At 38.7% G+C, this 12,736-nt stretch carries 12 protein-coding genes and 1 pseudogene; 9 read left to right on the top strand and 4 right to left on the bottom strand.

Going from position 1 to position 12,736, the window contains the following annotated elements:
- Positions 1-50: 50 nt before the first annotated feature.
- Positions 51-986: a 50S ribosomal protein L3 N(5)-glutamine methyltransferase gene (gene prmB, locus AC0L7Q_RS04685; protein WP_413401514.1), complete on the bottom strand. Its 936-nt coding sequence runs from the start codon at positions 984-986 to the stop codon at positions 51-53.
- Between the two features lie 298 nt (positions 987-1,284).
- Here prmB and smrB point away from each other — a divergent pair.
- The 7 genes and pseudogenes from smrB (at position 1,285) to AC0L7Q_RS04650 (ending at position 5,824) form a co-directional block, all read left to right on the top strand.
- Positions 1,285-1,841: pseudogene (smrB, locus tag AC0L7Q_RS04680) on the top strand (endonuclease SmrB).
- A 283-nt stretch (positions 1,842-2,124) separates the two neighbouring features.
- On the top strand, positions 2,125-3,048 hold the full coding sequence (locus tag AC0L7Q_RS04675) for an AEC family transporter (protein ID WP_409425025.1): 924 nt from the start codon (positions 2,125-2,127) through the stop codon (positions 3,046-3,048).
- Positions 3,049-3,283: 235 nt separating this feature from the next.
- A complete protein-coding gene (locus AC0L7Q_RS04670; RefSeq protein WP_409425024.1) occupies positions 3,284-3,742 on the top strand; it encodes a hypothetical protein in 459 nt (152 codons plus the stop codon).
- Between the two features lie 73 nt (positions 3,743-3,815).
- Positions 3,816-4,418, top strand: coding sequence for a DUF2589 domain-containing protein (locus AC0L7Q_RS04665; RefSeq protein ID WP_409425023.1), 603 nt, complete (start codon positions 3,816-3,818; stop codon positions 4,416-4,418).
- A 24-nt stretch (positions 4,419-4,442) separates the two neighbouring features.
- Positions 4,443-5,099: a DUF2589 domain-containing protein gene (locus AC0L7Q_RS04660; protein WP_409425022.1), complete on the top strand. Its 657-nt coding sequence runs from the start codon at positions 4,443-4,445 to the stop codon at positions 5,097-5,099.
- Between the two features lie 52 nt (positions 5,100-5,151).
- A complete protein-coding gene (locus AC0L7Q_RS04655) occupies positions 5,152-5,373 on the top strand; it encodes a hypothetical protein (RefSeq protein ID WP_409425021.1) in 222 nt (73 codons plus the stop codon).
- A gap of 97 nt (positions 5,374-5,470) precedes the next feature.
- Positions 5,471-5,824, top strand: a complete 354-nt coding sequence (locus AC0L7Q_RS04650) for a hypothetical protein (protein ID WP_409425020.1) — start codon at positions 5,471-5,473, stop codon at positions 5,822-5,824.
- A 193-nt stretch (positions 5,825-6,017) separates the two neighbouring features.
- On the opposite strand, the gene sixA is transcribed toward AC0L7Q_RS04650, so the two are convergent.
- Positions 6,018-6,494, bottom strand: coding sequence for a phosphohistidine phosphatase SixA (gene sixA / locus AC0L7Q_RS04645; protein ID WP_409425019.1), 477 nt, complete (start codon positions 6,492-6,494; stop codon positions 6,018-6,020).
- Between the two features lie 184 nt (positions 6,495-6,678).
- Here sixA and AC0L7Q_RS04640 point away from each other — a divergent pair, with 184 nt between their 5' ends.
- Together AC0L7Q_RS04640 and AC0L7Q_RS04635 are read left to right on the top strand one after the other, a co-directional pair.
- Entirely contained in the window at positions 6,679-9,402 is a 2,724-nt protein-coding gene (locus AC0L7Q_RS04640; RefSeq protein WP_413401510.1) for an insulinase family protein, read from the top strand.
- A 51-nt stretch (positions 9,403-9,453) separates the two neighbouring features.
- Positions 9,454-11,694, top strand: coding sequence for a sensor domain-containing protein (locus AC0L7Q_RS04635; RefSeq protein WP_413401508.1), 2,241 nt, complete (start codon positions 9,454-9,456; stop codon positions 11,692-11,694).
- Here AC0L7Q_RS04635 and AC0L7Q_RS04630 read toward each other — a convergent pair.
- A complete protein-coding gene (locus AC0L7Q_RS04630) occupies positions 11,691-11,894 on the bottom strand; it encodes a hypothetical protein (RefSeq protein ID WP_409425016.1) in 204 nt (67 codons plus the stop codon). The two genes, AC0L7Q_RS04635 and AC0L7Q_RS04630, sit on opposite strands and share 4 nt — an antisense overlap.
- Positions 11,895-12,041: 147 nt before the next feature.
- Positions 12,042-12,614, bottom strand: a complete 573-nt coding sequence (efpL, locus tag AC0L7Q_RS04625) for an elongation factor P-like protein EfpL (protein WP_413401506.1) — start codon at positions 12,612-12,614, stop codon at positions 12,042-12,044.
- Between the last annotated feature and the right edge of the window lie 122 nt (positions 12,615-12,736).

The raw sequence follows: 12,736 nt of genomic DNA, 5'->3' as shown, positions 1-12,736 counted from the left end.
CTCGGCTATTATTTGCCCAGCCATTTGGGATGAATGGCTAGTATTAATTATTACTGTGCAAAGTAGGCATCTAGTTGTTGCTTGCTAATAACAAACACCCCTAATCCGCCTTGTTCAAACTCAATCCATTCAAATGGTGCGCCTGGATACAGCGCATCCATATGTACCATAGAGTTACCTACTTCGACAAATAACAAACCGTTATCTGTTAGATGCTCACTGGCTTGATCTAAAATAGTACGTGTTACATCAAGGCCATCGTGACCCGATGCTAACCCAAGCTCTGGCTCGTGATGGAATTCACGTGGTAAATCAGCCATATCTTCAGCATCAACGTACGGAGGGTTTGCTACGATTAAGTCGTATTTTTGCCCAGGTACACCACTGAATACGTCAGACTGAATCGGTAATACGCGCTCACTTAGTTGGTAATCGGTGATATTGATATTAGCCACTTCAAGGGCTTCATAGGAAATATCAACCGCATCAACTTGCGCATTTTCGAATGCTTGTGCCAATGCAATCGCAATACAACCCGAGCCCGTACATAAATCTAAAATACGCCCTACTGATTCTGGCTGCTCTAGCCAAGGTGTAAAACGATTAATAATAAGCTCAGCAAAAGGCGAGCGAGGAATTAATACTCGTTCATCCACATAAAATGGCATATTGGCAAACCATGCAATGTTGGTCAGGTATGGAACTGGAGTGAAATCGTTAATGCGCTCGGCAATTAAGCCTGCTAAACGGTTTTTTTCAGTGCTGGTTAAACGGGCATGCATCAGCTCTTTGGGTGCATCAATTGGCAAACTAAGCGCTGGTAATAACAAACTTACCGCTTCATCCCATGCGTTATCGGTGCCATGACCAAAGAAAATACCGCTACTTGCAAATTGACTAGTCGTCCAACGAAGCCAATCATGTAAGGTTGAAAGTTCTGCAACAGCTTCATCCAGGGTTGCTTCTTCTATTAGTAATTCACTCATCAGTCTTATCTGCCTGCTACTTTCAAAAAATAAACTCAATCGGGGCACAACTATGGGCCCCATGATTGCCCTATTGTATACCCAAGCCACCTCTAGGTGCGAGTGACAGTTAGAATTAAAGGTAATTTAAACAAGGCATTGATTGCAAGTGTAATAGTCACTCTGTTGTTCAAATCAATAACGCAGTATAAATCGCTTTTAAACTAACCTTATTGGAGCTGTACTACGCACCGCAAAGCTGCTTGGGTATCACACCTTTTTACTCGATTTTTACCACTTTTTTGTTTAGACTGCCGCTATGAAAAAAGATCCCCACTCTAACAGCCTAATTAGTCCTGATGACATTGACTTGTTTCGTCAAAGTATCAGTGGTGCGCGCGTGTTCAAACAAGACACTCACCGTTTTAGTAATAAACCTAAAGTGTCACAAGCGAAGCAATTTGCCCAGCAAAAAAAGCAACAACAATCAGAATTTTTCTTTTCTGATGAATATGTGCCCGATATAGACACTAACGGTACTGTTAATTATGTGCAACAGGGTCAGGATCGTTTTTTAGCTAAACAACTTCGCCGAGGGGATTTTATACCTGATTTAACCCTAGACCTGCATGGCTTGAATAAAGAAGTGGCCAAAGATGAACTCGCAGGACTTATTCATGAGTGTAAAAAAAGCATTACTACTGTGCCTGCGTTGTACACGGAATTGGCGGCCATATCCTCAGGCATAAAGTGCCGCAATATTTAGTGCAACACCCCGACGTTATTGCTATGCATCAAGCTCCGCTTGAATATGGCGGTAAAGGTGCAGTACTGATATTAATTAATTTACCGCAAAGTGATGAGTTTAGACGCTAGGGTCTGTTGACCTTTGCGGATTAAAATTTGTTCAAGCTAGGGGCGATTTAATCGCGGCGCGAGGTTTGTAACCTAGTGGGCTAAGTCAAAACCGAGCAACAAAGAGTAAATCGCCCCTAGGCAGAACCCAAAGGGCAGCGCCTGTTTGGCATTAATGCTGTGTTATCGCCTATTTATGGGGAATAACCACACCACATAGGCTCTGCCTTGCCTAAATACCAAACAGGCTGCTGCAAATTTAACCTTAAAAGGTCAACAGACCCTAATCAACAAGAGCCTTTTAGTGCATATATTTTCGATTATATTCCCGCTGATATTTATTGTGCTATGTGGCTACATTTCTAGCCGCAGTGGCTTTTTAGAGCGAATTCATATAGAAGGATTAAGTAAGTTTACTTTTTATATTAGTGTGCCGAGCTTTTTATTTTTAAATATGGGCAAAGCAGACTTACAAACTAGTGTCAGCTTAAATGGCTTTTTAAGTTTTTACATTCCGGTTATTTTAATTTACCTCTTTGCCCTAGTTATTGACCGCTACATTCTCTCTAAACAACTTCAATACGAACGCCATAGCGTGTTTGCCCTTGGCAGTAGCTATTCCAATACTGTATTGGTGGGGTTACCTATTATTATTGCCGCATTAGGCGAGCAAATGATGGGCATTATTTTTATGATCATTACCTTTCATAGCGCGTTATTATTCACCCTTACTTTTTTAATTAGTGCAAACAACGCCAGTCATGTGTTTTCCTGGTCAACATTTTCCAAAAATATGCTACTCAATCCAGTGGTGTTAAGTATTAGCACTGGTTTATTGGTTAATTTGGCAGGGGTTACTTTATTTGCTGACTTAACTAGTGGCTTAGCGCTTTTAGCCGAACCCGCTATTGCTTGTGCGTTATTTGTGTTGGGCGCTAACTTAGCTTTTTATAAAATTAGCGATAACTGGCAAGCAACAGCCATTGCCAGCCTATTAAAGTTAGTCATGTTACCTGCCTTGGTGTTATTGCTAGGCACACACGTATTTGCACTTAATGAGTCACTGTTAAAGGTACTGGTATTATTAAGTGCATCGCCGTTGGGCGTTAATGCCTATTTAATTTCATGCCAAATAAAACAACACCAAGATACCCTTGCCAGTGCAGTGGTTTTATCTACAGTATTAAGTGTGCTGAGTTTTAGCATGTGGTTAACAGTGCTGCTGTAATAGCAACATCAATCGATTGTCTATAAAGCGACATAATAAAAAACCTACCTTCCAAGCCCCCTGATTACCTAAAAAAATGCCAATTTAAAGTATACATATAATAATCAAACCGTTAACAATCATATGAATGGTTCTTATGTGCTTCTTAGTTACTGATAACTACAAATACAGTGTCGATACAATAATTTAAAGCTTACTTCTTTGAAATAGGCCTAGTTAGCTGGAGTTGCAAAGGATGCATTACGAAATTTTCGGAGTTATCTATACAAATAAAATTAACCATATGAATGAGTTAAATACATTTTACGAAGAAAACCAAACAGAAGTGCTTGCTAGACTGCCTTTTTTCTTATCTGAACTTGTTGAGCCATTCACAGCAATGGAGTTTTACGAATTTATTGGCAAGCATGGTGGTAAAAAGATTTATCTAGGTAAAGATAAATCAAAGCTAGAAGAGCACTTGGGGATCATCTTGACTGATATTCGCTATACGAAAATTTGTTCTTTAGCTGATTCTTCTGGTTATATTGAAATTCCTAATCGCTGGGGTATTTTTAGTCTGCTGCGGAAAATAGCTTATGAAAACTCTATTAAAAATGGCATGGAAAATGATGAACTCATTAGAGTTTTTGGAGTAAGCCAGCGAACTATATCTACCGTACGAAAAAAGATTGCTATTTCGAAGCGTTCATAGGATCAACTCTTATTAATTTATTTTCTTTTAGTGCCTATAACTATCACTACAAAGTCACTAACAGAGTATAAAGATGATTAAATTTAGATCGCTGATACATGAACTTCATTCGAGTATCAAACAAGCAGCAAACGAGGTTGAAGCCCAAGGTATAAAGCATATCAATAAGTTTTTCGAAATTATTGAAGTGCCTAAAACCAAAGCAACCGATCTTGATGAGGATTCTATTCAAAAGGTTAAATCATTTATAGACAGTGATGATACCGAATCAGCACTTAATATCTTAAAAGAGCATAATGATAATTTAGCTGCAAATAGTGACATAAAACGTGTACTAAAACCAAAAACAATGCTGATGGCCTTTCCAGATAAAGACCATAACGGGCCTAAAATTAGTTATGTAGATGTTCCACTTATTACTCTCACCCCTATTAGCTCTCCAAAAATACAAGAAGTAAGTATTAAAACAAACCTAGAAGTGACTGCTAATGATGAAAATGAATTATTCGTCGCATTTCCAAAGCAAACTCAGCGAAATCTTTTTTCCAAATCGGAACAAAGAAATACGTCTAATGTGGAAATCGAAATCAAACTTCAAGGAGGTGAAACTCCTGAAGGCCTTCAAAAGCTTATTGAGGGTTATGAGCGTTCACTCAGGGCGCAAATTCCTGGGTAAAAATACTTGTAAAAGGATAATATTATGGAAAATGCATTAGTAAGTATGGCACAACAATTTTCAGGTTTACCAATGAAGTCACTCATTGGTGCCCCTTTAAATGCAGCAGCAGATGCCAATGCCAATATGGCAATATCACAAACCCGGTTTCTATTAGAAACCTGTTTCCAACCACTCTCTAAAGACGACAAAACCAGCGGTATACGCAAACCCATTATGGTTAAACTTGAAGTTACTCGACCCGTCATTAATGAGAAAACAGGTAAAGCACTAGAGCCTGCAACTTCTACTCTAAATCTACCTTTACTAACAATTTTACCTCTAAACTCGTTAGCCGTGAAAAATGTTGATGTGAACTTTGAAATGGAGGTAAAGAGCTCATTTTCACATGATACAGAAACATCTAGCAGCCAGAATAAGGAAACCAGCGGGAGCTTTGAAGCTGGGTTTAGTTATATGGGCTTTTCAGCTAAAGTTGAAGGCTCAGTTAAATCGACAAGTCAATCATCCTCGTCCGATAAAGAACATTATGAGAAATCAAATTCTGCAAAATACACCGTGGCAGTTAATGCTGGACAACTTCCCTTGCCTGAAGGTGTAACAACAATTATTCAAGCTTATACGGCTGCAATTCAACCAATCATGATTACTGGTGAGACTCAATCTAAAGAAGCGACTTAGTAACTAAAACTTAGCGCCTTAGTTATTAAGGCGCTTATTTTAAGGAAATGTTATGAACCTTACAAATACGATTAACTGCCCTCACTGTCAGCACTCTACGATTACTATTAACTTAGATGCATTATGTAAGGGTGAACGATTTAGCTGTCAATTATGTAATACAGTAATCTGCTTGGCCTCAGAAGACCGTGAGCATGTTAAATATGCAAATAACAAGCTGCAACAAAACTCAGCGCTGGGACGATGCCAAAGTGACTACGCAAAGTTCAGTTAAACAATAGTATTAATATCAACAGCGCTATTTATAAATGAAATGTACTAATATCAATTTCGTTGAATTAGCGCCTAAACATATCTAACAGGAATTTATTATGAAAGCCTATAAATTAAAAATACTTAAACTAATTATTGTACTTACAGTAAGTTTATTTTCTATTAGCGGTTATGCCGCTTGTATTGTAAGTGAAAAAGCACAATTTCCCACACAGCAAGGAGATGTTAACTTCTGGCAAAAATTAATTCGAAACTCTGAAGATACAGCATTAGCCATGTTTTCTGACAGCGGTAATTGTTATATATCAAAAGGCCCTCACTTTGGAGGAACACCACCACCTAATGGAGATGGTTCAACACTTCATATTACAGTTAAAGATAGCTTTCGTACTTGCCATATTTTTAATCAAAAGGATAAACAACTCAAAACATTAACAACTTGCCGCCCCTAGTTGTATATGGTGTCGATGACGCGACTTTAAATATAACTGTTTGCTATCCAAGCCAAGGAGCATGCTACACATGTCATGTTATTCATCAATATAACGCTCAAAACTTAAGCCTAACAACTGATATCAGCCTGCTATTTAATAAAATAGCAGGCTTTATACGTAGATATAATCGTAATGAAAACAGCCTATAATATTAAATATCGACATTGTTTGAGGAATAAATATTCAAATATTCACTGCGTTGCTGACTATCATCATAACTAATTTGGGCAACTGCACCGGTGTCAAAAATTGGCATGTTACCCGCGCATAGCTGATCAACCAAATAGCTCACCATAGGCATATGAGCAACAACCAGCCAGGTATCGCACTCTGGGTGAAGGGCAATTAACGTTTCTAAATAATCTGCTGCAACCTGAGGGTTCCCTTCAGGAATAATATCGTGACAGGTTTCTTCAAATAAAAAGTGATTACTTTTTTTAACAGCCTCAGCGGTTTGCTGCGCTCTAACATAAGGGCTAACTAACAAGCCACTGGGAGCGTGCATTTTTTGCAACCATAGCCCCATTTTTTCAGCTTGTTGCTGACCCACAGAAGTCAAACTTCTACTGACATCATCAGAGTGCATTGGTGTTGCTTCACCATGACGCATTATCAAGATTGTTTTCATAAAAAATCAACCAATTAAAGAATATAAAACAGTAGCCAATTTGCTCGAATTTCCGCTATATTAATAACTCAAACCTATTTATTTTCTTAAAATAGTTCTTTCATGATGTTCAGGTAAATAGCATCGCATTCCTGAAGTTATCATCTGTTGTTAACAATTATACGTTTAGTTTCAGGAGCATCATTTGAAAATCAGCACCAATGATAACAGAGCTTACCGCACACTAACACTGGACAATGGTCTAAAAGTGCTTTTAGTGCGCGATCAGGACTCAGCAAAAGCGGCAGCCTCTATGGCCGTTAACGCTGGTCACTTTGACGATCCTCTTGATAGACAGGGCTTAGCGCATTTTTTAGAGCATATGTTGTTTTTAGGCACTGATCTGTATCCTGAATCCGGTAGCTTTAATAATTTTGTCTCTCAATCTGGTGGTAACACCAATGCCTGGACTGGCACGGAACATACCTGCTACTTTTTTGATATTAATAACAATCATATTGAATCGGCGTTAGCGCAATTTAGCCGTTTTTTTATAGCGCCCAGCTTGGATCCCGCAGAAACCGAAAAAGAACGAAATGCCATTGAGGCTGAGTTTAAATTAAAGATTAAAGATGATGGCCGACGTATCTATCAAGTACATAAAGAAACTGTTAACCCTGCACACCCATTTGCTAAATTTTCCGTAGGCAACTTACAAACGTTAGCCGATAGACAACGCTGTATTAGTGATGAATTACGCGATTTTTTTAATCAGCATTACCAAGCTCAATGGATGACTCTAGTGATTTGTGCCAATGAATCATTAGATATACTTGAGAAATGGGCTACTCAGTATTTTTGCCAAATTAAAGGCAGAAAAGGTAAATTAAAGCCACCTATAGAAGCGCCACTTTATCGCAGCCAAGACTTAGGTAAGTTGCTTCATATAGAGCCACACAAACACGTACAAAAGCTGATTATTAGCTTTGCCATGCCAAACATAGACGATTTTTACCGTCATAAAACAGTTAGTTTTATTGCCCATTTACTAGGATACGAAGGGCAAGGCTCGCTATATTCAGTACTTAAAGAACAAGGTTGGATCAATGCTCTTTCTGCCGGAGGTGGCATCAACGGTAGTAACTTTAAAGATTTTAATATTAGTATGGCGCTGACCGATGAAGGCATTGAATACTACGAAGAAATTATTGAAATGGTATTTGAATACATTTGCCTAATAAATAACAACATCAGCAAACTGCCTCGCTTGTACCAAGATAAACAAAAACTGCTACAGATCGCATTTGATAACCAAGAAAAATCTCGACTGATTGACTGGGTCAGTAATTTAAGTATTAACATGCAACATTACGATGAAGTTAATTACTTACAGGGCGACTATTTAATGGAAGGCTTTAAAGCCACCACTCATGAAATGGCGATGCAATGGTTAACCCCTCACAATATGCGCTTAGTGCTGATTCATCCGGGCGTAGAGCCTGAACACACATCTGCTTGGTATAACACACCGTATAAAATTGAAAAATTGTCACTGCATTGGCTCGAAGCGTTGGCACAAATTAGTCAGCCACAGGGTGAAATGTTATTACCTACCGCAAATCCTTATTTAGCTAAAGATGTTGTTTTATATCCAATAGAGTCGCATCAAGCTCATCCAACGTTGCTGGTAAAAGAAGCTGGCTTTGACTTTTGGTTTAAACAAGATGCCACCTTCAGAGTGGCCAAAGGGCATTTTTATTTAGCCATGGACTCTGACTTTGCAGTTAAAGATGTAAAGCATATGGCATTGACTCGATTGTTTTCTGATTTGTTTATGGATAGTGTTGGCGAGCAGTTTTATCCAGCTGAGCTCGCGGGCTTAAGTTATCACTTAACATCTCACCAAGGTGGCTTAACCTTGCATACTGCGGGGCTATCTTCAAGCCAACTTGAGCTGGTTGATCAACTAATTGATGCACTATTTAACGTAAAAATTTGTGCTAAACGCTTTGCTGAATATAAAAAGCAACTGGTAAGGCATTGGCGCAATAGTAACCAAAATAAACCTGTTAGTGAGCTCTTTAGTATATTAGGCGCTAAGATAATGCCGTGGAACCCACAGCCTGACGCGTTAGCAAATGCACTTAAAGATACCTGTTTTCATCAGTTTAATGAGTTTAGACAGGCGTTTTTTAATGCGCTTCATGTTGAGTCTTTTTTACATGGCAATTGGCAGCAAAGTGAAGCCTTTGAGTTTCAGAAAAAGGTGGCATTGCACCTTAAAAAGTCAGCCGTTATAGAAGATTTAAAGCGCCCACTCTTTGAAATTACTAAAGTGACTCGTTACGAATTAGAGCTCGCTTGTAGCGATAATGCCATGGTGATTTACTACCAAGCATTAAGCGATGATGTTGATGAAAAAGTAAAAATGATGGCGCTTAATCACTTAATTAATCAAGATTATTTCAATGAACTACGAACCACACAACAATTGGGTTATTTGGTCGGTGCCGGTTATGCGCCCTTTAATACTCGTGCTGGAATTGCTTTTTATATTCAGTCACCTAAATTTGAACCAAGCATGTTACTACACAGGCATAACGTGTTCATCAGTCAGTATTTATCAACCATTGATGAACTAACAGAGCAAGCCTGGCTGCAACAAAAATATGGACTAACAACGCATATTGCCGAAAAAGACAAAAACTTGCGTTTACGTTCACAACGTTTATGGCTTGCTATTGGCAATGGCGATCATCAGTTTAATATGCAGCAACGCCTGCTGGATTCTTTAAACGCATTAACGCTTGAAGATGTAAAAGCCTATGCAGCTGAAATTTTTGATGCAGATCGCCCAAGATATGAGCTTTTAAGCGCTAAATCTGTGAATCAACCGGAGAATCTACCACTTTATTCTCATTCCCTTTGACTCTTGCGCGCGCTTGATTTAGATTGTCTTTTGTAAATAAGAAGTAAGACAATGAAAAAAATAAAAATAATAAAATACATTCTATTGTTGGTCACTTTGGCCACAACCTATTCTGCTAGTGCATTTGAGTCATCGTTTAGCTTGAACTTAAATGCGCTTGTCGTTAGCGTGTGCGCAATAATGACGTTACTGTTAATTTATTTGTTTACAGTTATTCACTCTCTCAAGCGCTCACATTCTCAATTACAGCGATCTGAAAAGCGTTTAAAAAGTACCGTAGAAGGCAGTGGTGACACACTATGGGACTGGAATATAAAAACCGGCAAGGTTATTCGTATTAACGACAAGTACGTACTGAATAACAACAATCTAGTAGAATTCCCACCGAATAAAAGCCTAATACACCCTCGCGATTTAACCCATGTAGATTATCTACTAAAAAAACACTTTGCTGAAGAAAGTACTTTTTTCGAAGCTACTTATCGTATTAAAGATAGTTTTGGTAAATGGCATTGGGTACTCGACCGTGGAAAAATAATCGAAAAAGACGCGAACCTTAGCCCATTGCGAATGACTGGCACGGTAAGAGATATTTCTCAGCTCAAATCAACCGAAGAGCGACTAAACCTATTTGCAAAATGCGTTGAATCATTTACCGATGCACTGGCTATTTATGATAAAGATTTTAAGCTTGTTGATATTAATCCCAGCTTTTTAACTTTGTTCGGCGGTGTACGAGAGCAATACCTTAAAAAAGAATTTCATTTAGCCGGTTACGACAGAGGCTATATAGAGTCCATAAAAGACACCGTTCGAAAGCATGAACATATTCAAGAAGAAGTAAAGCTGCGTAATAGCGACCATGCCCTACTACCATTTGAAATCTCGATAGATGAAATTAAAAACGCGCAAAATCAAATTACCAATTACGTGGTGGTGTATTCTGATTTAACCGAGCGTAAAAAAACGGAGTCTGAGCTCAATAATTTATCCAATCGAGATCGCACCACCAGCTTACCAAACCGTAATTTATTTTTTTCTGACTTAAAAAAATTAGCAAAGGAGCATTCACACCATGCCTTGCTAGTATTTGATTTAGATAACTTTAAAAAGATAAATGACTCATTGGGTCATCAGTTAGGTGACAGCTTACTGGCAAAGCTTGCTATGCGCTTAAATAAGCTTACCCGTGAAAATGATGTGTTTTATCGCCTAGGCGGCGACGAATTTGCGCTGGTTATGTCAAACACCAACGATATTCTCACCATCACCCGCATGGCAAAACAGTTTTTAGCAGCAATAGCCACACCATTTAAAATGGCAGGACATGAACTTGCTATCACATCCAGTGTTGGCATAGTGTTATTCCCCGAAGATGGTAACACCCCTGAAATACTATTAAAGAATGCCGATACCGCCATGTATCATGCGAAAAAGAAAGGTAACAGCTACCTGTTCTTTAATGACAACATGAATCGCCAAGCAGTAAAGCGACTACAAATAGAAAACCTAATGCGCTTTGGCTTAAAAGAAGATCACTTTGAGGTGTATTATCAGCCTAAAATGAATATTCGTACTGGTAAGCTTGCTGGAATGGAAGCGTTAGTGCGTTTTATTACGCCGAAAAAGGGGGTTATTAGCCCTGGGGTCTTTATTCCAATCGCCGAAGAAACAGGGCAAATTATTGAAATTGGTGAAGTGGTTTTAAACAAAGCTTGTCGTGACGTAAAGCAATGGCTAGATGCTGGATTATTTAATGCTCGTGTTGCGGTAAATTTATCAGCAAAACAATTTAGCCTACCCGATTTAACCTCTCGAATAGATGTGATTTTACAAAAAAATGAATTACCCTCTTACTTCTTAGAGCTTGAGATCACCGAAGGCACGGTAATGGACGACCCACAAGAAGCCATTGCTATTATGCGCTCTCTAAGTGCCCGTGGCATTCATTTAGCTATGGATGATTTTGGTACTGGGTATTCGTCGCTGGCGTATTTGAAACAGTTTCCACTGAATACGCTTAAGATAGATAAAGCCTTTATTGATGATATGAAAACCGAACGCGGCCGCAATATGGTGGACTCTATTGTGACTATTGCACATAATTTGGATTTACATGTAGTTGCTGAAGGTGTAGAACAAGCTTCACAAATAAGTATACTGGAAGAGCTTAACTGTGAAACACTACAAGGCTATTACTATTCTAAACCACTCTCAAAAGATGAATTCACTGCATTTTTAAAACAACAGCAAAGCCAATCAAAACTCAGCTTAATTAGAGCGACTAGCTAAGCACGCCATAGACACGTTTTTGCACCAATATTACGTATTAACGCACGTCGATAATGTAGATTAAATAAACACCAGGCTGCAGGCCCCAATAATCCACCCAAAAATAACCAACGCTTAACAGGCATACCCTTTTTAATGGTTTCAATATACATAAGTGTGATAAACACACCACTAAGTAAAATAAATAATACCATGCTCATCTGACTGCTGAAAAATTAAGGCGCATATAATAGCGTTAAACTGGCGAAAATTAAAGCAACGTATTCTTTAGTGGCGGTGCTTATAAATCAGACACAAAAAAGCCGAGCAACTTAAAGCTCGGCTCTCAATTATCAATTCATTACAGCTTACTTGTCAGCACGACCCATAAACTTATGCTCAGCAGTATTTATGCGGATACGATCACCGGTTGAAATATGCTCTGGCACTTGAATTGTTAAGCCAGTTGATAAGCGTGCTGGCTTTGAGCGAGCGCTAGCTGAAGCCCCTTTAATTGAAGGATCAGTTTCTTCAACAACAAGCTCAACACTGGAAGGAAGATCAAGACCTACTGCAGCACCGTCAATTACAATAACGTGCACACCTTGGGTCTCTTCATTAACAAATTGAATTTCTTCCGCTATGGCGTCTTTATTTAAATTGTAAGGCGTGTAATCTTCATTATCCATAAAGACATACTCATCGCCATCAATGTACGACAGCATGGCTTCACGGCGGATTAAATCAGCAAGGTTAAGCATATCGCTGTCTTTAAATGTTTCGTCAACTTTACTACCCGTTACTACATCGTATAAACGCATACGGTATAAACTACCACCAGCACGACCTTGTGGTACTGAGCGTACAATATCTTTTACTACTAATACACGGCCATTAAAGTCAATAGCCGTCCCTTTTTTAACATCACTCGCCTTTGGCATGGGTGAATTCCTATTGTTTTTTTGATTGCGAGAAACATACCACGAACTGAAGAATCTTCAATAGAAACAAAACAACTTAGCGATACTTTTTAAAATATGCGGTTCATCGCCGCTAATAGCAG

The organism is Pseudoalteromonas sp. KJ63-1 (assembly GCF_055808145.1).
The sequence above is the reverse complement of the archived record's forward strand: the minus strand, read 5'-3'. Positions and strand labels throughout refer to the sequence as shown.

Coding starts and splice junctions, on each gene's coding strand:
- AC0L7Q_RS04670 (WP_409425024.1), top strand. CDS start 3,284: ATGCATTACGAAATTTTCGGAGTTATCTATACAAATAAAATTAACCAT.
- efpL (WP_413401506.1), bottom strand. CDS start 12,614: ATGCCAAAGGCGAGTGATGTTAAAAAAGGGACGGCTATTGACTTTAAT.
- prmB (WP_413401514.1), bottom strand. CDS start 986: ATGAGTGAATTACTAATAGAAGAAGCAACCCTGGATGAAGCTGTTGCA.
- AC0L7Q_RS04650 (WP_409425020.1), top strand. CDS start 5,471: ATGAAAGCCTATAAATTAAAAATACTTAAACTAATTATTGTACTTACA.
- AC0L7Q_RS04655 (WP_409425021.1), top strand. CDS start 5,152: ATGAACCTTACAAATACGATTAACTGCCCTCACTGTCAGCACTCTACG.
- AC0L7Q_RS04635 (WP_413401508.1), top strand. CDS start 9,454: ATGAAAAAAATAAAAATAATAAAATACATTCTATTGTTGGTCACTTTG.
- AC0L7Q_RS04630 (WP_409425016.1), bottom strand. CDS start 11,894: ATGAGCATGGTATTATTTATTTTACTTAGTGGTGTGTTTATCACACTT.
- AC0L7Q_RS04665 (WP_409425023.1), top strand. CDS start 3,816: ATGATTAAATTTAGATCGCTGATACATGAACTTCATTCGAGTATCAAA.
- sixA (WP_409425019.1), bottom strand. CDS start 6,494: ATGAAAACAATCTTGATAATGCGTCATGGTGAAGCAACACCAATGCAC.
- AC0L7Q_RS04660 (WP_409425022.1), top strand. CDS start 4,443: ATGGAAAATGCATTAGTAAGTATGGCACAACAATTTTCAGGTTTACCA.